Genomic DNA, 20,801 nt, shown 5'->3' with positions numbered 1-20,801 from the left:
GCGCGTTGGTCCAGACGACCGGCTTGCGCGCCGAGCGTCGGCAGGCGTAGAAACAGGAGGCAGGTCTCAGGGAGGGATTTCAGGCCAATGCAGTCAGCGGTCCGCTATCCGGAACTCGACGGCGCATCGGTGCTCATCACGGGCGGCGGCTCGGGCATCGGTGCCGCGCTGACGGAAGGTTTCGCGCGGCAGGGCAGCAAGGTCGCCTTCCTCGACATAGACGAACAGGCGAGCATGGCGTTATGCGCGCGCGTCGAGGCCGAAACCGGCATCCGCCCGCTCTTCCTCAAGACCGATTTGCGCGACGTCGCCGCGCTCCGGCACTCCATCGCGCGCGTTGCGGAGATACACGGAACCATCACGGTTCTGGTCAACAATGCCGCGCGGGACGAGCGCCATGCGCTTGACGAAATGAGCGTCGAATACTGGGACGACAACCAGGCGATAAACCTGCGCCCCCATGCTTTCACCGCACAGGCCGTCGCGCCGGGCATGAAGCGGGCAGGCGGCGGCTCGATCATCAATTTCACCTCGACCGCCTATCTCATCAATCATCCCGACATGCCGTCCTATACGGCGGCGAAGGCGGGCATTGTCGGCCTGACCAAGGGACTGGCGGGCCTGCTCGGCAAGGATCGCATCCGGGTCAATGCAATAGCGCCCGGTTGGGTCATCACCGAGCGCCAGCGTCAGCTTTGGGTTACGGAGGAATCGTTGTCGTCTCATGTATCGAGGCAATGCATCAGGGATGTCATGACGCCCGACGACATGGTCGGACCTGTGCTCTTCCTGGCGTCAAACGCATCGCGCATGCTCACCGCGCAGACGATGATCGTCGATGGAGGCGTGTTGTGAGTGCCGCGCCCGCCATAGCGGCAGTGGATTGGGGCGTCACGCATCTGCGGGTGTGGCTGCTGGACGGCGCGGGCAACGCGCTTGCCGAACGACGCAGCGGCGAGGGCATGTTGTCCGCGGCCGGAACGGGTTTCAGCAAGGTGCTTGAGCGCAATCTGTCAGAACTTGCCGCCCCAGCGGACCTGCCCGTCATCATATGCGGCATGGCGGGCGGGCGGCAGGGCTGGTTCGAAGTGTCCTATATGGAGACGCCTGCCCTGCTTGAGGCCGTGCTCGGCGGCGCGGTTTCCGTGCCGGGCGCCGGCCGCGATGTCCGCATCGTGCCGGGACTGGCCCAGCGCGCCGCGGATGCGCCGGACGTGATGCGCGGCGAGGAAACCGGGCTGGCCGGCCTGCCCGAACTGCACGGGGCTGGAAATCATGTCGCCTGCCTGCCCGGCACCCATTCGAAATGGGTCGCGCTTTCGAACGGCGCGGTGACGGGGTTCGGCACATGGATGACAGGTGAACTCTATGCCGTCCTCACGCAGCAATCTGTGCTGAAACATTCGGTCGGCGGCGGCGCGACGGCGTTTCCTCCTGCGTCCCCATCATTCGCGAAGGGCGTGGAAATCGGATTGGCTGACAGGGCAGACCTGACGAGCCACCTGTTCGGCATTCGCGCGGGCGGGCTTCTGTTCGGCCTCAGTTCGGAAGATGCGGCGGCGAAGTTGTCCGGCCTGCTGATCGGCGCGGAAATCGGCGCGGCGGAGCGGCGATATCCTGCGGCGGGGCCAGTCATGCTGGTCGGCTCCGGCCTTATGTATGCGCTCTACCGGAGCGCCTTCTCCATTGCCGGCATCGAGGCGCACTATGCCGATGCCGAAAGCGCCGTGCGTGCGGGATTGTTCGAAGCGGCACGGCGCTGCGGCATGCTCGACTGACATCGATGGCGCAGCCGGTCCTGATCCTCGCCTATGAAACCGAGGCCGCATGCAGGGCGCGCCTCGCCAATGACGGGATCGACGCCGCGCACGCCCGCGAAATAAGCTCCTATCTCGCGCAATCCACAGACCTCAGCGAAGAGTTCGGCGAGCTGGAACATGCCTGCGCACGCTTGGGCATGGCCTTCCTTCCGGTTGAATTGGACGACCTCGACGCTGCGCTGTCGCGCTGCGATCCGTCGAAATCGCTGGTCTGGACGCTCACGGACGGCATTGCCTATTTCCGGGGAAGCGCCGCGCCCGCGCTCGCCCGCCTCCGGGGCTTCCAATGTTTCGGCTCGGAGGATTCTCTGTTTGCACTCTGCCAGGACAAGTTCCGTTCCGGCGCGGTCCTGCATGCGCTTGGCCTTCCCTGCCCGAAAGGGGGGCTCGCGCGCGATGGCGCGTGGCTGGTCGAGCCGCCCGCTTCGGCGCTGGGCTGGTTCGTGAAGCCGAACAGGCTCGGCGCGAAGATCGGCATCTACCCCGACTCCCATGTGCAGCAACTGAAAGACGCGCTTGCGCTGAGCCGACGGGTCTTTCGCGCCTATCGCGACGACGTCGTTGTCCAGCCCTATGTCGGCGGGCGCAATGCGCGGGCAAGCTTTCTCGGCGTGGAGCCGCAGGCCTCGACCGGGCGCATCGGTGTCGGCTTCGTGGAGTCCGGCTCGGACTTCCAGACCATGCAGGAAAGCCTTGCGCTCTATGGGGAGAGCGGCGCGGCGGCAAAGGCTGCCGGGACCTACGCAGAGCCCGTGATCGAGGAGGTGGGCCCCACCATGCCGCACGCCGAACGCGAGGTCCGGGCCATCGCCGCCAGAATGATGGCCGGGCTCGGCCTGCGCGACGTGTTCTCGCTCGACCTTCGCGTCGAGCCGGACGGCGCCGTGCATCTCATCGAGTTCGAGGTCTGCCCGGGCCTCCCGTGCTTCGATTTCCGCGACTATTGCCGCCGCACCTGGGGTCTGGAACTGCCCGAGGCGATGGCGCGCGCGGCGCGAGCGCGGCTGGCGGGCTGATCAGACCTTGGCGATGCAGACGGAGGCGGAACCGCTGCGCACCATGCCGATCTGGCTGGCAGCACCCTTGGAAAGGTCGAGCATCCGACCGCGAATATAGGGACCGCGATCATTGACGCGCACGACGACGCTCTTGCCGTTGCGCTTGTTGGTGACGCGAAGCTTTGTGCCGAAGGGCAGGGACTTGTGCGCGGCGGTCATGCTGGACTGGTTGAAGCGTTCTCCGCTGGCGGTCGAGCGGCCATGGAAACCTGGCCCGTACCAGGAGGCTTTGCCGCATTGCGCATGCGCGATGGATGTTCCTGCCACCGTAAGCAGTGCTGCTGCGACGATCCCGGCGCGCGCCGAGCGCTTCATTCCCTTCATCAGGCAAGTCCCATGCTGTTGACGATGGATGCCGCCTAGAAATGAATCGTGCAGATGTCTTGGCCACAATGTGACCATTGGAAGGCAACTTCGCGATGCCATTCATGATGTGTGAATATATATTTCTAATATTTCCAAGAATATCCGTTGGTCATGAATAGGGATACTGTCCTATTGGCCTTTCACGTGGAGGGATATGCTTCATGAGAATTTCACTTTGGATCACCGTTGATATGCGATGGTCCGGCATAACGTGAAAACAGCGGTCGCCGTCATATCGTTCCATTCTCCTGCGCGCTCAAAGGCGGCGAGGGATGGGCTGGATCGCGCTGCGCTGGGGGGTAAAGCCTGCGGCAGTCGGTCGCGCAGGAAGTCGCGAAGCTGTCATGCCCGCCCTGGAGCGGCGCCAGAAGCGTGCAAATGCAGGCACTTGGCCTGGCAGATAACTGGACTATTCTAGTTTAGAATAATTCTAAGATATTGAAATTAAAGGATTTTGCGATCGCATTTGTTGACAGTCGCGGGCGATTGGGTTTTATGGCGATGAACCTTTGATGTGTGGGCCTTTAACCCATTCGATTGGAGGAAATGGTGGTTTTTCTTTTTCGCGCGCCCTTTCGCGTGCGCCGACACATTCGTGCAAGCAGCATGCTGTCGCCCGTGCCGGGGTTGGCTTCCGCTTGTCCTGCCGGGGGCGCTTTCAGATGAATGCGTCGGCGGATTTCGGCTGCTATTTCGAGCGCGCGCCTGAAAAGCTCGTCCTCGAAGGCTATCGCCGCTGGATGGCGGGTTTCGAGACCGGCTCGGTCACGCCGTGGGAAACGGCCTGGGGCGTCTATGCGGAAGTGCTCGGCCCCACTGAAGCGCGCCGCGCGCTGGCCGAACTGTCCTATTTCGTGCGCACCTTGCGTCATTGCGCCGCGTGTCCGTTGCGCAGCTTCCCGTTCGGTGCGCGCCACATCTGCCGCGACGAATGCGTGACGCTCGGCCTGATCGCCGGCCTCCAGCACGGTGATTCGCGAGCGGCCGACAGATGCCTTGAGGCAATCGCCTGCCCGGCGCTTGCAGACATGGTCTGCGAGGCGGCCTCCGGGTTCGCGCATGTCCTGTCGGATTGCGAGCAGCATCTGCTGCCCATCCCGCTCGCCGCCATCGAGGACGTTCTTTCGCGCGCAGGCCGCGCAACAATTCATTGAGGAGATCATAATGGGAAAAACATCGCTCGTTTCGCCGCGCCGGGGCCGGCTTGCCGCCATCGCGGCAACCGCAGCACTTACAGCGGCGGTTTTCGTGCTGCCCGCCAAGGCGGCCACCGACACCGGGGCGGTCATCAAGAATTATTCCGACATCGCGCTCGCCATGTACGAGGATTCGCTGACCACGGCGCAGGCGCTCGACGCCGCGGTGGACGCGCTGATCGCGAAGCCTTCCGCCGAGACGCTGGATGCCGCGCGCGCCGCATGGAGAGCCGCCCGCATCCCCTACCAGCAGACGGAAGTCTACCGCTTCGGCAACGCCATCGTGGACGACTGGGAAGGCCGGGTGAACGCGTGGCCGCTGGATGAGGGCCTGATCGACTATGTGGACAAGTCCTACGGGAGCGAGTCCGACGAGAACTCGCTCTATACAGCCAACGTCATTGCCAACAAGGAAATCGAGATCGACGGCCAGAAGGTGGACGTCGCGAAGATCACGCCGGAGCTTCTGTCGGGCACGCTCCAGGAAGCCGGCGACATCGAGGCGAACGTCGCGACCGGCTATCACGCCATCGAGTTCCTGCTCTGGGGGCAGGACCTGAACGGGACCGGCCCCGGCGCCGGCAACCGCCCTTACACCGACTACGACACGGCCAACTGCACGGGCGGCAATTGCGACCGCCGCGCCGACTATCTCAAGGCGGCGACCACGCTGCTGGTCAGCGACCTTCAGGAAATGGTCGACAACTGGAAGGACGGCGGCGAGGCGCGCAAGACGCTTGTGGACGGCGACGCCACTGCGGGCATATCGACCATCTTCACCGGCATGGGCTCGCTCTCCTATGGCGAGCTGGCGGGCGAACGCATGAAACTCGGCCTGCTGCTGCATGACCCGGAGGAGGAGCATGACTGCTTCTCCGACAACACCTATATTTCCCATCTTTACGATGCGGTCGGCATCCGCGACATCTATCGCGGAAGCTACAAGCGGATCGACGGTTCGGAGGTTTCCGGCCCCTCGGTCTCCGACCTCATCAAGGAAGCCGATCCGGCCATCGACACCGAACTGAACGGCAAGCTCGACGCGACCGTCGCGAAGATGGAAGCCATCCAGAAGCGGGCCGAGGGCGGCGAGGCCTATGACCAGCAGATCGGCGAGGGCAATACGGAAGGCAACGCCACCGTGCAGGCGGCCATCGACGCCCTCGTTGACCAGACCAAGTCCATTGAGCGCGCGGTGTCGGTCCTCAAGCTCGACGCCATTGCCTTCGAGGGATCGGACAGCCTGGATGCACCCGACAAGGTGTTCCAGTAAGCGGAGCAAACAGCCAGCCGGGGCCGCGCGCGACCCCGTCAGCCATCAGAGAAAAACATGCTGATCTGCCACTGCAACCTCATCACCGAGAAAGAGATCGAAGCAACGATTCTCGAATTGCTCGATGAGGATGCGTGGCAGTTGATCGTGCCTGCGAAAGTTTATCACAGGCTTCGCATGCGCGGTCGTTGTTGCGGCTGTTTCCCAAATGTGGTGGAAACGATTATTCGGATAACCGAAGCATATCATTCGCGCTCGGAGGCGAGCGGACTGGATGTCGTTTCACACCTGGACCGCGTCAGGGAACTGCGCGTCCAATTTGGGTGCAGGACCTATGAAGGGCGACAAAGAAATCATCGAGCGGCTTAATGAAGCGCTTTTCCTCGAACTTGGCGCCGTCAACCAATACTGGCTCCACTACCGGTTGCTGGAAGACTGGGGTTTCATGAATCTCGCGAAGAAAGAACGCGCGGAATCCATCGAGGAGATGCAGCACGCCGACAAGCTCGTCGCGCGCATCATCTTCCTCGAAGGCCATCCGAACCTCCAGTCGGTTGCCCCGCTGCGCATCGGCCAGAACGTGAAGGAAGTGCTCGAAAGCGACCTTGCCGGCGAGTACGACGCCCGCACCTCCTACAAGAAGTCCCGCGAAATCTGCGCGGACAAGGGTGACTACGTCACCATGAAACTGTTTGAGGAACTGCTCATCGACGAGGAAGGCCATATCGACTTCCTCGAAACGCAGCTCCAACTGCTGGAAACCATCGGCGAAGCCAAATACGGCCAGCTCAACGCCGCCCCGGCCAACAAAGCCGAGGACGATCACTAAGGAAATGCCATGCGGTGCAGAATAGACATTTTGCGCCGCACGGCCTGTGCAACCACCATGCCGTTCATGCGCCGTCACGTCCGTCCGTTCGGGCGCGGCCTGTTTCTCCTGTTCCTCACTTTTGCTGCGCCAACCGGGGCAACCGAGCCGGATGCGGCGCTGCCCACCGTTCGCAGCGATGTCGGCAAGGAGGACATCGCCCGCGTGCGCGCCGTGACCGCGCCGACGCGCGACTTTTCAAAGGCCGAGCAATTCGAACTCCTGCCGGGTGGCGCGGGCACCACGAAGAAGCGCCCCAATCAGGATGCATTCTCGCAATCCTCCGCGAACATAACGTTCGAGGAGGAAGCGACCTTCAAGCTCGGCAACGGCCTGTTCCGCAAGGTCTGGGTTTCCGCGCCGTCGTCCACGCAGGCATCGGACGGGCTGGGGCCGCTTTTCAATGCGCGCGCCTGCCAGAGCTGCCATTTGAAGGATGGAAGGGGCCACCCGCCGGAAGGCGCGCCGGACAGCACCTCTATGTTCCTGCGGCTGGCGCGGGCTGCCGAAACGGAGGAGGAAAAGCGGCTCGTCGCCGAGCATCGCGTGCTCAATTTTCCCGACCCCGTCTATGGCGCGCAATTGCAGGACCTCGCTGTTCCGGGCCTTGCGGGCGAAGGCCGCATGAAGATCGCCTATGAGGAACTGCCGGTCACATTGGCGGACGGCACCGCGCTGTCGCTGCGCAAGCCGAGCTACACAGTGGAAAACCCCGCCTACGGGCCGCTCGACCCGCGCATCGCGCTTTCGCCGCGCGTCACCCCGCAGATGATCGGCCTTGGCCTTGTCGAGCAGATCCACCCCGCCGATATCCTCGCCAATGCCGATCCCGACGACAAGAACGGCGACGGCATATCGGGTCGCCCTAACATCGTGCGCAACCGGGACGGCGAAATCGCGCTTGGCCGCTTTGGCTGGAAGGCGCAGACGCCCTCGATCCGGGAGCAGGCATCCGATGCGTTCGCCGGCGACATGGGCATATCCACGCCCGATGTCCCGAAGAGCTATGGCGACTGCACCGAAGCCCAGGCCGCCTGCCTCGCAATGCCGGTCGGCGTGCAGACGCGGCTCGGCCCGGTGGAGGCCCCCGATCCGGTCATGGATCTGGTCGAGTTCTATTCGCAGAACCTTGCCGTTCCGGCGCGCCGGGGGATGGACAAACCGAATGTGCTGGAAGGCAAGCGGCTCTTCTACGAAAGCGGCTGCATTTCCTGCCACACGCCGAAATTCGTCACCCGCAAGGACACGCCGAACAAGGCGCAGAGCTTCCAGCTCATCTGGCCCTACTCGGATTTCCTGCTGCACGACATGGGCGAAGGCCTGGCCGATGGCCAGCAGGTCGGCGAGGCGAGTGGCGCCGAGTGGCGCACGCCGCCGCTTTGGGGCATCGGCCTGACCAGGCGGGTCAACGGCCACACCCTGTTCCTGCACGACGGTCGCGCGCGAAATCTCACCGAGGCGATCCTGTGGCATGGGGGCGAGGCACAGGCCGCGCGCGATGCCTTTGCCGGATTGTCCGCGGGGGACCGCCAGAACCTCATCGATTTCCTGGAGTCGCTGTAATGACCGTCCTGTCGCGTATAGCCTTGAGATCGAGCCTCCTTCTGGCCTTCCTCGTCCTGATGTCGGGCCTGTCTGCGGCGCATGCCGCCAATCAAACCATTGCCGACGCCGTGGACGGTTTCATCCGCCCGGCCTATCGCGAGTTCGCCGCGAAAACCCATGAGATGGTTCCGGTCGTGAGCGCGCTGTGCAAGGCGCATGGGCCGAAAGAGTTTGACGCCGCGCGCGCTTCATTCGGGAATGTGGTGGAGGCGTGGAGCGAGATCGAGACCGTCCGGATTGGTCCGGTCACGCAGGACAACCGGCAGGAGCGCATCCTTCATTGGCCCGACCGCAAGAGCATCGGGCTCAAGCAGGTGCAGGCCGCCCTTTCGAACGAGGACGCGACGGCGACCGACGCGACGCGGCTTGCCGGCAAGAGCGTCGCCATGCAGGGGCTGGGCGCATTGGAATTCTTGCTGTTCGGCACGGGCGCTGACGATCCCGCAGCATGGACGTCCGGCTATCGCTGCCGCTATGCGGAGGCGATTTCGGAGAATCTCTCGAACATGGCCGGGGACATCAGCCGCGAATGGGAGGCTGCGGACGGCTTCGCCTCGACCTGGGAGAATCCCGGCTCCGCCAATGCGCTTTATCGCAATGACGATGAAAGCCTGACCGATCTCATGGACATCCTGGTGCAGGGCACCGAAATGGTCCGCGATGTACGGCTGAACGGCTTTCTCGGCGAGAACGCGGATGACGACAAGCCGAAACAGGCGATCTACTGGCGCTCGAACGGCACGGTCGATTCGCTTGCCGCGAATATGGAGGGCATCGCGAAACTGTTCGCCGCATCACATCTGGCGGAGCTCGCGACCGGCGACAATGCCTATCTCGGAAGCTCCATCGATTTCGAGTTCGGAAATGTCCGCACCGCGCTGTCCGCTCTCAAAGGCAAGCCGCTGGACACGATCCTTCCCGACAAGGACGCGCGCTCGAAGCTTTCCTATTTCGGGGTTGTCACCTCCAGCCTGTCCGACCTGTTCGGCACCCGGCTTTCGGGTGCGCTCAACCTGACGGCGGGCTTTTCCTCGCTCGATGGAGATTGATGATGGCACGGCATCTCATCGATCGCCGCTCTTTCATGAAGGCCGCCGGCATCGGCTTTGCGGCGGCGCTTGCCCCGCGCGGGCTTGCTGCTGCCGCCGAGGCCGATGCCGTGTTCGCCACCGCCTACCAGAAGCGCGACGGCAGCTATGGTGCCGCCATTCTGACGGAACGAGGCGAGCTTGTGCATTCCGTGGCGTTGCCCGAGCGCGGGCATGACGTCGCCTTCGATCCCATCACGCGCCGCTCGGTCATTTTCGCCCGCCAGCCCGGTACATTCGCAATCGTGTTCGATCCGGCCGGAAAGTCCGCGCCGGTCACCATCGACAGCGTGGAAGGCCGGCACTTCTTCGGCCACGGCGCGTTTTCGCCGGACGGCGGATTGCTCTACGCGACGGAGAACGATTTTGACAACGCCGCCGGCATGGTGGGCATCTACGACGCGCGCGACGGCTTCCGCCGTCTCGGCGAATTTCCCACCTACGGCGTCGGCCCGCACGAGCTGATCCTGCTCGGCGACGGCCGCACACTTGCCGTGTGCAATGGCGGGATCGAGACGCATCCCGATTTCGGGCGCGCCAAGCTCAACGTTTCGTCCATGAAGCCGTCCTTCGTGTTCATCGACCGGCTGACCGGCGACCTGCTCGAGAAGCACGAGCTGCCGCCCGACCTGCACAAGCTTTCGATCCGCCACATGGACGTGGCCGCAAACGGGGCGATCTGGTTCGGCTGCCAGCATGAGGGGCCGGAAAGCGAGACGCCGCTGCTTGTCGGCAAGGCCGAGCGCGGCAAATCGTTCGGCCTGGTCGACATGCCGGAGAAGATACTGGGCGGCTTCCGCAACTATATCGGCTCGGTCGCGGCAAATCGCGATGCGGGTACGGTCGCAGTCTCATCGCCGCAGGGCAACGCCTTCGCCATACTGGATGCTGCGAGCGGCAAGGTGCTTTCCGCGACCAGCCTGACCGAGGTCTGCGGCCTCGCGCCCGACCGCGCGGGGTTCCTGGTCAGCACGGGAAAAGGCGAGATCGTCGCGCCGGGCGGCGATCCGGTCAGCGAGCCGGAATTCGTCTGGGACAATCACCTGCTGCGGATTGTTTCCTAGAGCGTTTCACAGTTAGTTTGAAGCATTCTGCCGGGCCGGTTTGCGCCAAATCCTTCGGTCTTTGTCTTGTCCGGGCCACCAGCCCGACCTGCGACAAACCCCTTGGCCTTGTCGCAAACCATCGCCGGCAGAATGCTTCAAACTAACTGTGAAACGCTCTAGAAAGACCGACCGTCCACCTTTTTCGGGTCCAAATTGTCAGGTTCGACACCTTCAAGCCATCGGGCATTGATTGCGATCATGTCAGAGCCATCTCTTCCCTTGCCGCGAGCAAAGGATTCAATCCCGCAGGTTGAGCAGAACAGGTGATGGATGACATGCTTGTTGAACTGATAGTCCGTTAGGTCGTCTTCACCTGAGATCAGCCGGAATGCGTCAGTGGGCGCAAAGGTCAGGATCGAGCCCAGCCGTCCGCATCGCGAGCAGTTGCAACTGATCGTATTGTCGAGATCGGCTTCCACTTCGTAGCGCACCGCGCCGCACTGGCAGCTTCCCTTGTATGTCTGAATGGCCAACGTTCATTTCCTCAAGGTGGATCGTCGTCCAGATGAAACATCTTTGCGGTCGTCGCCGCAACCCATGTCTGGAATCCCTCCTGCCAAGCTGATAACCGGGCGGCATGGCGCGCACGTTTGACGAAATCCGGATCGACCTGCCTGTCCGGGCAGCGATCCCAGACCTGCTCGAAGCTCTTTCGCAAGGCAGCAGCGCCGTGCTTGTCGCCCCTCCGGGCGCGGGCAAGACGACGCTGGTGCCGCTTGCGCTGCTGGACCAGTCCTGGGCGAGAGGCGGCAGGATCGTCCTGCTCGAACCCCGCAGGCTGGCCGCCCGCGCCGCCGCGCGCCGCATGGCCGAACTGCTTGGCGAGGAGGTCGGGCAGACGGTTGGCTACGCGATGCGCATGGAAACACGCGTCTCGGCAGCCACCCGCATCCTTGTCGTCACCGAAAGCGTGCTGTCGCGCATGATCCTCGACGACCCCGAGCTTTCCGGCACTTGCGCGGTGCTGTTCGACGAGTTCCACGAACGGTCGCTGGACGGCGATTTCGGCCTCGCGCTCGCGCTCGACGTGCAGGGCGCGCTGCGGCCCGACCTTCGCGTGCTGGTGATGTCCGCGACCATAGATGGCGCACGGGTCGCCGCGCTCTTGCGAAACGCCCCCGTCATCGAAAGCGAGGGCCGCAGCTATCCCGTCGAAATCCGCTATTCCGAACGCCCGCCCGGCGAGGCGATCGAGGATGCGATGGCGCGCGCGATCCGGGACACGCTGTCCGGCGAAACGGGAGGCATTCTCGCCTTCCTTCCCGGCCAGCGCGAGATCGTGCGGACGCTGGAGCGGCTGCAAGGGCGCGTTCCCGCCGATACGGACCTTGTGGCGCTTTATGGCACGATGGACGGCAAGGCGCAGGACATGGCGATACGCCCGGCGCCGCCCGGTCGCCGCAAGGTGGTGCTGGCGACCGCCATCGCCGAAACCTCCATCACCATCGACGGCGTGCGCGTCGTCATCGATTCCGGTCTCTCGCGCCTGCCGCGCTATGAACCCGCGACCGGCCTGACGCGGCTCGAAACCGTGCGTGTCTCGCGCGCTTCGGCCGACCAGCGGGCAGGCCGCGCGGGCCGCACGCAACCGGGTATCGCGCTGCGCCTGTGGCGCGCGGAGCAGACTGCCGCGCTGCCGCCTTTCACTGCGCCGGAAATCCGCGAGGCCGACCTTTCGGGATTGCTGCTGGACAGCGCCGCCTTCGGCGTTTCCGATCCGTCCACCCTCGCTTTTCTCGACCCGCCGCCCGCTGCCGCGCTGGCGGAAGCGCGGGCTCTGCTGGGCGAACTCGGCGCGCTCGATGAAACGGGCCGGCTGACGGCGACCGGTGCTGCCATGCGCAGGCTCGCCCTGCCGGTGCGCCTTGCGCACATGGTCGCCGAAGCGGCGAAGCAGGGAAGCGCCTCGCAGGCGGCGCGCCTCGCCGTGCTTCTGACCGAGCGCGGACTGGGCGGTGATTCCGTCGATCTGGAGCAGCGCATGGCACGCTTCATATCCGAACGTTCGCCCCGCGCGAATGCGGCGCGGCAACTGGCCGAGAGGCTGGCGCGGCAGGCGGGCGGCGGCGCGGCGCAATCCGACCCGCCGCTCGGGCGATTGCTGATCGACGCCTGGCCGGATCGCGTGGCGAAAGCGCGTGGCGCGCGCGGAAGTTTCGTCCTCGCGAACGGGCGTGGCGCAAGCGTCGACGAAGCCAGCCCTCTGGCGGGCGCACCGTTCCTCGTCGTGGCCGATCTTCAGGGCAGGGCGCAGTCGTCGCGGATCGCCGCTGCCGCCCCCGTCGAGGAGGCCGACATCCGGGCTGCGCTCGGCAGCCGGATCGAAAAGCGGACAGTCACCGAGTTCGACCCGGAAAAGGGCGCGGTGCGGGTGCGCGAACTGACGCGGCTTGGCGCGATCACGCTTTCCGGGCGCATGCTGCCGCAACCGGCGGGAGCCGAGGCCGACAGCGCCGTCGTCGCGGCGGTGAGGGAACACGGGCTGCAAATCCTGCCGTGGAGCAAGGAGGGCGAACGCCTGCGGCGCAGGCTGCATTGGCTGCATCGCGGGCTGGGCGACCCCTGGCCGGACATGTCGGACCCGCACCTTCTGGCGCGGCTGGACGACTGGCTGGCGCCCTTCCTGACCGGCGAGGCCAACTTGAAGCGCATCGACCCGTCATCGCTGCGCGAGGGCCTGCTGTCGCTGGTGCCGCACGACCTCCAGCGCAAGCTCGACCAGATGGCGCCGACCCATTTCGCTGCCCCGTCCGGCAGCCATGTGCCCATCGACTATGATCGTGAGCATCCGACGCTTTCCATCCGCGTGCAGGAACTGTTCGGCTTGGGGACCCATCCTTCGATCGCCAACGGCACGGTGCCGCTTGCGGTCGAGCTGCTTTCGCCTGCCCACCGCCCGATACAATTGACCAGCGACTTGCCCAGCTTCTGGCGGGGCTCATGGGCCGATGTGCGTTCCGATATGCGTGGCCGCTACCCGCGGCATGTGTGGCCGGAAGATCCCGCCGCTGCGCAGGCCACGAACCGTGCGAAGCCTCGCGGCAAATGATTGCCCGCCAGCCCCTTTTCATCGCATAACACGCCCATGAAAGAACCTGGTCTTTCCGGTCCGGCGCAGGCGCACAGGCTTCGCCTCAATACGCTCATTCGCCTGCGCTGGCTGGCGATTGTCGGGCAAAGCCTGACCGTGCTGACGGTCGCATACTGGCTGGACTATCCGCTGCCGGTCAGTTTCTGCTTCGCGCTCATCGCCTGCTCGGCCTGGCTGAACCTTTTCCTCGCCTTTCGTTATCCGGCTTCCCATCGCCTCGTGCCGCTCGCGGCCTTCAGCATACTGGTGTTCGACAGCCTGCAACTCGGCGGCCTTCTGTATATGACCGGCGGGCTGACCAATCCGTTTTCGCTCCTGCTCACCGTGCCTGTGGTGATTTCAGCAACCTCCCTGCCGCTCAGGCTGACGGCGCTGCTCGGCGGCTTCGTCATGGCCGTAGCCACGCTGCTCGTTTTCTTCCACCTCCAGCTTCCTTGGGTGGACGGCCAGCGGCTCGAAATCCCCTTCGTCTATGTGGCCGGCATGTGGATGGCGGTGTTTTCGTGCATCTCCTTCACCGGGCTTTACGCCTTCCGCGTCGCGGAAGAGGCGCGGCAGCTTGCGGATGCGCTGGCGGCGACCGAACTCGTGCTTCAACGCGAGCAGCACCTGTCTGCGCTGGACGGCCTTGCGGCTGCCGCGGCGCACGAACTGGGCACGCCGCTTGCCACCATCACGCTCGTCGCGCGGGAAATGGAGCGCGCGCTCGACGGTGACAGCCGGTTCCGCGAGGACGTAACGCTCCTGAGAACGCAGGGCGAGCGGTGCCGCGAGATTTTGAAGCGCCTGACCAGCCTCTCAAGCGAGAGCGAGGCGCATCTCGCGCGCCTCCCGCTGACCTCGCTGATCGAGGAGGTCACGGCTCCGCATCGGGATTTCGGCATCGCCATCGAGCTTGTGCCGGGCGAGCGCATCGGGCCCGAGCCGGTCGGCCAGCGCAACCCCGGCGTGATCTATGGCCTCGGCAATCTGGTGGAAAACGCGGTCGATTTCGCGAAGGAGACGGTCACGATCAAATGGGAATGGGACTTTGAGTCCGTGCGCATCAGCGTGCTCGATGACGGCCCGGGCTTCCCGCCGGAAATCATCGACCGCATCGGCGAGCCCTATGTTTCGACCCGCCAGGCGAACCCTGACGCGGCGGGCGGCGGGCTGGGTCTTGGCCTGTTCATCGCAAAGACACTTCTGGAGCGTTCGGGCGCGGAGCTTCGCTTCGGCAATTCGATGGAAAGGGGAGAGGGCGCACTGGTGGACGTGTCATGGCCGCGCGGCAATTTCCTCAGCAGCACCGAGTCGGACCGGCAGCTCGAGTTTGGATGAGGAATATCGAATGCTTTGCTGGCAGGTGGTACGCAAACTGGCTATAAGTGATCAAGAAAAAGGCAGCAGTGGTTGAAAATGAGCACAGAGACGAACACGCCACAGGTCACCGGTGATGACACGTCGCTTTTGCTGGTGGACGACGACAAGCCGTTCGTGACGCGGCTTGCGCGCGCGATGGAAGCGCGCGGCTTCGTCGTGGACACGGCGGAAAGCGTGGCCGAAGCGGTGGCCAAGGCCAAGTCCAACCCGCCCGCCTATGCGGTGGTCGACATGCGGCTTGGCGACGGAAACGGTCTCGACGTGGTCGCCGCGATCCGCGACAAGCGGTCCGATGCGCGCGCGGTGATCCTCACGGGCTACGGCAACATCGCCACCGCCGTCACCGCCGTGAAGCTCGGCGCCATCGACTATCTCTCCAAGCCCGCCGACGCCGACGATGTTTTTGCAGCATTGACCAACAGCGGGGAGCAGCGCGCGGCTCCGCCCGAAAACCCGATGTCCGCCGACCGTGTTCGCTGGGAGCACATCCAACGCGTTTTCGAGATGTGCGACCGCAATGTTTCCGAAACGGCGAGGCGGCTCAACATGCATCGCAGGACGCTCCAGCGCATTTTGGCCAAGCGCGCGCCGCGCTGACGGAGCGCTACTCGCTTTCGCCATCGAGCGCGGCAATCGAGACACCCGCAAGCTCGGCCGCAAGCAGCCGCGCGGCGCCTGCGCGCGCAAGCCGCAGCATCAGCGCCTTGCGCGTGGCGGCGGCCAGCCTGTGTTCCGGCGCGTCGCGCAATATCTCCGCCCCATAGCCGTCGGAGAGAATGAAGCCGCATTCCTGCGGAAATATCTCCATCGGCACACCGGGATGCGTCGCGAAGAAGAACCTGTCCGAATGCAACCTGTATTCGGGCCATTTGCGGTCCACCCGAAAATCTTCGACGGAGGATTTCACCTCGATGATCCAGATGTCGCCATGCCGGGTCAGCGCCACGAGATCGGCGCGCCGTCCCGATGCCAGGCAAAGTTCGGGCAGCACATGCATTCCCATGTCGGTCAGCAGGCGCTGCACGCCACGCCTCACCAGCATGGCGCGCTCGGACTGACGGCCATCGGCCAGGGGATTGGAAGCTATCGGCGAAACAATTGGCATGGACTCAACATGGCATGCTTTGTTCACGTTTTGAACTGGATTCCGCTGGGCGATTGCATATCGCGCAGATCATCCTGCATTGATGGTGATGCACTGCCCATTGGCCGCATTGGACTTTTCGTGTTCGCATTGACATCCCGTGAGGTGAATGGGCATATGAAGATAGCCTTGGCGGGGGACTTGTACGAGGGGGCGGTACAGGCAGAGCGAATGGACACGCAGTATTTTGTAAAAGCCGCCTGGGATGACGAGGCCAAGGTCTGGTATGTCGAGGATACCGATGTACCCGGGCTAGCCACTGAAGCCCCCACGATGGATGCTTTGCTGGAAAAGCTGGTCCGCATGGTTCCGGAAATGCTGGAACTGAACGGCGTGGCGGAGCCAGCCAATTCGGATATCCCATTCTCGTTCTCGACGGACGTCAAGGCAATCGCGCATTGCTGAGCGGCGACAAGTGCCTGGATTTACGCCCGACCTCAAGAAGAAGCTGCGTGAGCATGGTTGCGAGTTTTTCCGTCAGGGAAAAGGCGACCATGAAGTCTGGTGGAATCCGACCGCCGGAAAGAAATTCGACGTGGACGGCAACATCAAGTCGCGGCACACGGCAAACGCCGTCCTGAAGCAGGCAGGGATCGACTTCAAGTTTTGAGATATAGCCGCAGGCAAAATGCTGCCGGGAAGCCATGGCGATAAGTCGACGAGTACGCCCATCACGAAAACAATCGCCTTCCGCAAGCTGCTCATGAATACGGAATTGAACAGGGAAACATAATTTCCTAATGTAGAAACACCTCAATTCGGGAGGCGTTTCTTGAACGGTGCCAATTCGGTTCTTTCCGGTCCGGCTGTGGACGACAGCCAGAGCTTCGATCCTCCGCTGGACTGCACGACACCCCTTGTAGAACTCCTGAAGAAGGAGAACTTCGAGCAGGTCGCTTCGGAGGCCGACCTGCTGCTCAATGTGTTTCCGAAATCGGTCACCCTGCTGTCGCTTGGCGTTTCGGCGAATGCCAGGCTCGGCAACAAGGCGAAGGCGGAAGAATATGCGCGCCAGACCGTGCTGCATCATCCGAACCTCGCTTCAGGGTACCTCAATCTCGGCATAGCCTTGCGCTCGCAGGACAAATTCGACGAGGCGCTCGATGCCTTTTCGCGCGCCGCGGAACTCGACGAGCGCCTCGCGTCTGCGCATTTCCATCGCGGCCTTCTGCTGGTCAGAAACGGCGATGTCGACGGCGCAATCGCGTCCTTCGATCGCGCCGTCGCGATCAGGCCGAACTATGCCGCCGCGCACTACAATCGTGCGGGCGCGCTCGTATCGAAGGGCGAGCACAGGGCAGCTCTTGCCGCATATGACGCCTTCCTCCGCTTGAAACCCGAGTCTGCCGAGGCGTGGAACAATAAAGGTGTGGAGCACCTCGCGCTGATGGAAATGAGCCTTGCAGCCGACGCGCTCAGGAAGGCGGTCCAGCTTCAGCCCGATCTCGCCCCTGCCTACGACAATCTCGGAACGGTCCTGTGCGGCATGGAAGATCTGCCGAATGCGGTCGCAGCTTTCGATCAGGCCGTGCGTCTCAACCCTGAATCGCACAGCGCACTGACGCAAAAGCTGTTCGCCGAGGCCCGCATGTGCAGGTTCGTGCCGAACGTCGCCGCCGCCGCGGATCGGGCCGGCGACGACGTCACGCCGTTCTGGCTGATGTCGCTTCAGGACAGCCCGGAGCGCCAGGTAGGGCGCGCCGCCCATCAATGGAAGCGTCGCGCCGGGGCCATCGCACCGCTGCCGCTGCCTGCTCGCCCGGTGTCGCGGCCCGCCCGGCTGCGGATCGGCTATTTTTCATCCGACATCCATGAACATGCCACGCTCTACCTCATGTCCGGCCTCATTCGGGAGCACGACAGGAACCGTTTCGAGATATTCATGTACAGCTACGGGCTGGGCAAGGAAGGCCGCCAGCGCGAAAGGGTCGTCAATAGCGACCTCCGCTTTCACGACATCGAATCGCTTTCCGCACATGACATCGTCAAGCTGGTGCGGTCGCATCGCCTCGACATCGCCATCGACCTCAAGGGCTACACGTCAGGCACACGCTCCGAGTTGTTCGGCTACAGGTTCGCGCCGATCCAGATAAATTATCTGGGCTATCCGGGCACCATGTCCACCGAGGCGATGGATTACATCATTGCCGACAAGACCATCATACCGATGGAGCTTCGGCAATTTTATTCCGAGAAGATTCTGTACATGCCCCACACCTACCAGCCGAACGACGATCAGCGCGAGATCGCGCCGATTTCCACCGGCCGGTCGGATTTCGGCCTGCCCGAAAACGGCTTCGTCTTCTGCTGCTTCAACAATTCCTACAAGATCACCGCCGAGGAATTCAGCATATGGATGCGGCTTCTGGGCAAGCTGAACGGAAGCGTGCTCTGGCTCCTGTCGTCCAACGTCTGGATGGAGCAGAATCTGCGCCAGGAGGCCATCTCTCGCGGCGTCGATCCGGCGCGTCTGGTTTTCAGCAAGAAGGTGCCACATGAGGAGCATCTGGCGCGGCTCCAACACGCAGATCTGGTCGTCGATTGTTTCAACTATAACGCCCATACGACGGCGAGCGATGCGCTGTGGACCGGCCTGCCGATTGTCACGCGGATTGGCCGGCAGTTTTCGGCACGTGTCGCCGCCAGCCTGCTCAATGCGATCGGGCTTAGCGAACTCGTGACACGGACCAGCGAAGAGTACGAGGCCAAGATCCTCGACCTTGCGACACGCCCCGAAGAACTGAACAGGATAAGAAAGCGCCTCGAACGCAACCGCCTTGCGCGGCCGCTGTTCGACACCGTGCGCTATACGCGGAATTTCGAGGCAGGACTGGAGTTGGCTTACGATCGCTATTTTGCCGGCAAGCTGCCTGCGGACATCACCATTCCCGACATCGACGACTCCAAGTTCGGGCGGCTATAGCGGCTCGCCCGCAATGTCGTCGAGGATCGGGCAGTCGGGGCGCTCGTCGCCGTGACAGGCGCTGACGAGGCGCTGAAGCGTCTTTCGCATCGCCTCCAACTCGCCGATCTTTTCCTCGATCTCGGCCACGTGCTCCAGCGCGATCATGCGCACATCCTGGCTGGCGCGGCTGCGGTCCTGATAGAGCGCCATGAGCTGGCGGCAATTGTCGATTGAAAATCCAAGTCCCCGGGCGCGCCTCAGAAAGGCCAGCCGATGGATGTCGTCGCTGGAATAGTCGCGATAGCCGTTCGATGCACGGGCAGGCGCGATCAGGCCGATATCCTCGTAATAGCGGATCGTTTTGGCCGGAAGACCGGATTTTCGGGCGGCTTGACCAACATTCATCGCAAAAACCTCACAAATCCGTGACTCGAATCGCAATCGCCGGCCCTGTACCCTGTGAAAGTCCGGCGCAATCGCGCGCTACCACGCAAGGTTGTTGCCGAAATACCATATTGGCATGGGACCCGACATGGATGAGCGCAAAGATTGGGTTGACGACCTTGGCAAGCAAACGGCAGCCCGCTTAACAATTGCGGCAATGATGTGACCGAATCAACCGGGACCTGGCGGGAGAACGGATGAAATTGAAAGCGGCATTGGCGGCATTGGCGATGAGCACCGCGCTTGCAGGGTGCAGCTTCGACAGCATGCCCACACTCGTGACCGCGAACTATGGCGCGCAACGCGATCTTGGCTATGCGCTGCCTGCAATCCCGATCTACAAGGTGCCCGCGCAGTACCGGCGGCAGGTCGTGCGCTACGACACGAGCGAGCAGCCCGGCACCATCGTTGTCGATACAAACAGAAAGTTTCTCTTTTTCATCCTGCCCAATGGCAAGGCCGTTCGCTACGGCATCGGCGTTGGCCGCGAAGGGTTTGAGTGGAAGGGAACGGCCCGTGTCGCGCTCAAGCGCGAATGGCCGACATGGACCCCTCCGGCTCCGATGATCAAGCGTCAGCCGGAATTGGCGAAATGGGCGGGCGGACAGCCGGGTGGATTGAAGAATCCGCTCGGCGCCCGCGCCCTCTATCTGTTCAACAAGGGCGGCGACACCGGCTACCGGCTGCACGGCACCCCCGAATGGTGGTCGATCGGCAAGGCCATGTCTTCGGGCTGCATCCGCCTGATGAATCAGGACATTATTGATCTGTATGACCGCGCCAGTGTCGGCGCGAAAGTGATTGTGCTGTAAGCGAACCGTCCGGCAACAAGGACCAGCGTACTGAAAAGCCGGGCAAAGCCCGGCTTTTTTGCGTTTGCGAGCCGTTATCTACGGCCTAGGCGACCTGCTCGACCTGCTGAACTTCTGGCACGAAGTGGCGAAGCAGGTTCTGGATGCCGTGCTTGAGCGTTGCGGTGGAGGAGGGGCAGCCGGCGCATGCGCCCTTCATGTTCAGGAACACGGTGCCGTTTTCATAGCCGCGGAAGGTGATGTCGCCGCCGTCCTGCGCCACGGCAGGACGCACGCGCGTGTCGAGCAGTTCCTTGATCGTCAGGACGATTTCCTCGTCCTCCTTGTCGTAGAACTCGTCCGCCTGATCGGTCTCGGACTGGCGCGGCGCGGTGTTGGCCATGACCGGAGCGCCGGTCATGAAGTGCTCCATGATCGCGCCCAGTATGGCCGGCTTCAAATGCTGCCAGTCGGGCCCGTCCTTGCTGACGGTGATGAAATCATAGCCGAAGAAAACGCCGGTCACGCCGGGAATGTCGAACAGACGCCCGGCCAGCGGCGAAGCGGCGGCCGCGATGTCGGCATCGCGAAAATCCGCCGTGCCGTCCACAAGCACCTCGCGGCCCGGGAGAAACTTCAAGGTCGCCGGATTCGGCGTGGCTTCGGTCTGGATGAACATGGCGA

22 protein-coding genes are annotated in these 20,801 nt (G+C 63.4%); 17 read left to right on the top strand and 5 right to left on the bottom strand.

Features of this window, described 5'->3' with window-relative positions; translation table 11 throughout:
* Positions 1 to 87: 87 nt before the first annotated feature.
* Genes M9924_04940 through M9924_04930 form a run of 3 tightly spaced genes read left to right on the top strand, consistent with a single transcriptional unit; the run spans position 88 to position 2,836 of the window.
* Positions 88 to 855, top strand: a complete 768-nt coding sequence (locus M9924_04940) for an SDR family oxidoreductase (protein MCO5063745.1) — start codon at positions 88 to 90, stop codon at positions 853 to 855.
* Complete coding sequence (locus M9924_04935) at positions 852 to 1,778, top strand: 2-dehydro-3-deoxygalactonokinase (protein MCO5063744.1); 927 nt, start codon at positions 852 to 854, stop codon at positions 1,776 to 1,778. The genes M9924_04940 and M9924_04935 overlap by 4 nt, the downstream gene beginning before the upstream one ends.
* A 5-nt stretch (positions 1,779 to 1,783) precedes the next feature.
* Positions 1,784 to 2,836 (top strand): D-alanine:D-lactate ligase-like protein, encoded by a 1,053-nt coding sequence (locus M9924_04930; GenBank protein ID MCO5063743.1) that lies wholly within the window; start codon positions 1,784 to 1,786, stop codon positions 2,834 to 2,836.
* On the opposite strand, the gene M9924_04925 is transcribed toward M9924_04930, so the two are convergent.
* Positions 2,837 to 3,202, bottom strand: coding sequence for a septal ring lytic transglycosylase RlpA family protein (locus M9924_04925; protein MCO5063742.1), 366 nt, complete (start codon positions 3,200 to 3,202; stop codon positions 2,837 to 2,839).
* A 704-nt stretch (positions 3,203 to 3,906) separates the two neighbouring features.
* Here M9924_04925 and M9924_04920 point away from each other — a divergent pair.
* From M9924_04920 to M9924_04890, 7 genes are read left to right on the top strand one after another with little or no spacing between them, the layout of a single operon-like run.
* Positions 3,907 to 4,398, top strand: coding sequence for a hypothetical protein (locus M9924_04920; protein MCO5063741.1), 492 nt, complete (start codon positions 3,907 to 3,909; stop codon positions 4,396 to 4,398).
* Positions 4,399 to 4,408: 10 nt separating this feature from the next.
* Positions 4,409 to 5,713 (top strand): imelysin family protein, encoded by a 1,305-nt coding sequence (locus M9924_04915; protein MCO5063740.1) that lies wholly within the window; start codon positions 4,409 to 4,411, stop codon positions 5,711 to 5,713.
* Positions 5,714 to 5,770: 57 nt separating this feature from the next.
* Positions 5,771 to 6,082 (top strand): (2Fe-2S)-binding protein, encoded by a 312-nt coding sequence (locus tag M9924_04910; GenBank protein MCO5063739.1) that lies wholly within the window; start codon positions 5,771 to 5,773, stop codon positions 6,080 to 6,082.
* Positions 6,048 to 6,542 (top strand): bacterioferritin, encoded by a 495-nt coding sequence (bfr, locus tag M9924_04905; GenBank protein MCO5063738.1) that lies wholly within the window; start codon positions 6,048 to 6,050, stop codon positions 6,540 to 6,542. Before M9924_04910 ends, bfr begins: the two co-directional genes overlap by 35 nt.
* 9 nt (positions 6,543 to 6,551) lie before the next feature.
* A complete protein-coding gene (locus tag M9924_04900) occupies positions 6,552 to 8,144 on the top strand; it encodes a c-type cytochrome (GenBank protein ID MCO5063737.1) in 1,593 nt (530 codons plus the stop codon).
* A complete protein-coding gene (locus tag M9924_04895; protein ID MCO5063736.1) occupies positions 8,144 to 9,235 on the top strand; it encodes a peptidase M75, Imelysin in 1,092 nt (363 codons plus the stop codon). The genes M9924_04900 and M9924_04895 overlap by 1 nt, the downstream gene beginning before the upstream one ends.
* A 2-nt stretch (positions 9,236 to 9,237) precedes the next feature.
* A complete protein-coding gene (locus tag M9924_04890) occupies positions 9,238 to 10,338 on the top strand; it encodes a DUF1513 domain-containing protein (GenBank protein ID MCO5063735.1) in 1,101 nt (366 codons plus the stop codon).
* 158 nt (positions 10,339 to 10,496) lie between these two features.
* On the opposite strand, the gene M9924_04885 is transcribed toward M9924_04890, so the two are convergent.
* Positions 10,497 to 10,853, bottom strand: a complete 357-nt coding sequence (locus M9924_04885; protein ID MCO5063734.1) for a GFA family protein — start codon at positions 10,851 to 10,853, stop codon at positions 10,497 to 10,499.
* 104 nt (positions 10,854 to 10,957) lie between these two features.
* Here M9924_04885 and hrpB point away from each other — a divergent pair, with 104 nt between their 5' ends.
* The 3 genes from hrpB (at position 10,958) to M9924_04870 (ending at position 15,430) form a co-directional block, all read left to right on the top strand.
* On the top strand, positions 10,958 to 13,429 hold the full coding sequence (gene hrpB / locus M9924_04880) for an ATP-dependent helicase HrpB (GenBank protein ID MCO5063733.1): 2,472 nt from the start codon (positions 10,958 to 10,960) through the stop codon (positions 13,427 to 13,429).
* Positions 13,430 to 13,465: 36 nt separating this feature from the next.
* Complete coding sequence (locus tag M9924_04875; GenBank protein ID MCO5063732.1) at positions 13,466 to 14,791, top strand: ActS/PrrB/RegB family redox-sensitive histidine kinase; 1,326 nt, start codon at positions 13,466 to 13,468, stop codon at positions 14,789 to 14,791.
* A 78-nt stretch (positions 14,792 to 14,869) separates the two neighbouring features.
* Positions 14,870 to 15,430: an ActR/PrrA/RegA family redox response regulator transcription factor gene (locus M9924_04870; protein ID MCO5063731.1), complete on the top strand. Its 561-nt coding sequence runs from the start codon at positions 14,870 to 14,872 to the stop codon at positions 15,428 to 15,430.
* 7 nt (positions 15,431 to 15,437) lie between these two features.
* Here M9924_04870 and M9924_04865 read toward each other — a convergent pair whose 3' ends face one another.
* Positions 15,438 to 15,938, bottom strand: a complete 501-nt coding sequence (locus tag M9924_04865; GenBank protein ID MCO5063730.1) for an MmcB family DNA repair protein — start codon at positions 15,936 to 15,938, stop codon at positions 15,438 to 15,440.
* A gap of 9 nt (positions 15,939 to 15,947) precedes the next feature.
* On the opposite strand from M9924_04865, the gene M9924_04860 reads away from it, so the two are divergent.
* From M9924_04860 to M9924_04850, 3 genes are all read left to right on the top strand, one after another.
* The gene (locus tag M9924_04860) at positions 15,948 to 16,382 is read left to right on the top strand and encodes a DUF1902 domain-containing protein (GenBank protein MCO5063729.1); all 435 of its coding nucleotides are present in this window, start codon (positions 15,948 to 15,950) and stop codon (positions 16,380 to 16,382) included.
* Positions 16,383 to 16,392: 10 nt separating this feature from the next.
* On the top strand, positions 16,393 to 16,587 hold the full coding sequence (locus M9924_04855; protein ID MCO5063728.1) for a type II toxin-antitoxin system HicA family toxin: 195 nt from the start codon (positions 16,393 to 16,395) through the stop codon (positions 16,585 to 16,587).
* Between the two features lie 162 nt (positions 16,588 to 16,749).
* Positions 16,750 to 18,900: a tetratricopeptide repeat protein gene (locus M9924_04850; GenBank protein MCO5063727.1), complete on the top strand. Its 2,151-nt coding sequence runs from the start codon at positions 16,750 to 16,752 to the stop codon at positions 18,898 to 18,900.
* On the opposite strand, the gene cueR is transcribed toward M9924_04850, so the two are convergent.
* A complete protein-coding gene (gene cueR, locus M9924_04845; protein ID MCO5063726.1) occupies positions 18,895 to 19,287 on the bottom strand; it encodes a Cu(I)-responsive transcriptional regulator in 393 nt (130 codons plus the stop codon). The two genes, M9924_04850 and cueR, sit on opposite strands and share 6 nt — an antisense overlap.
* Before the next feature lie 236 nt (positions 19,288 to 19,523).
* On the opposite strand from cueR, the gene M9924_04840 reads away from it, so the two are divergent.
* Positions 19,524 to 20,138 carry a L,D-transpeptidase gene (locus M9924_04840; GenBank protein ID MCO5063725.1) on the top strand — a complete coding sequence of 205 codons (615 nt, stop codon included), beginning with the start codon at positions 19,524 to 19,526 and terminating at the stop codon, positions 20,136 to 20,138.
* A gap of 85 nt (positions 20,139 to 20,223) precedes the next feature.
* Here M9924_04840 and M9924_04835 read toward each other — a convergent pair whose 3' ends face one another.
* Positions 20,224 to 20,796 (bottom strand): NifU family protein, encoded by a 573-nt coding sequence (locus M9924_04835; GenBank protein ID MCO5063724.1) that lies wholly within the window; start codon positions 20,794 to 20,796, stop codon positions 20,224 to 20,226.
* Positions 20,797 to 20,801: the final 5 nt, after the last annotated feature.

The organism is Rhizobiaceae bacterium, from assembly GCA_023953835.1.
In the GTDB taxonomy this organism is placed as follows: domain Bacteria; phylum Pseudomonadota; class Alphaproteobacteria; order Rhizobiales; family Rhizobiaceae; genus Mesorhizobium_G.
The sequence above is the reverse complement of the archived record's forward strand: the minus strand, read 5'-3'. Positions and strand labels throughout refer to the sequence as shown.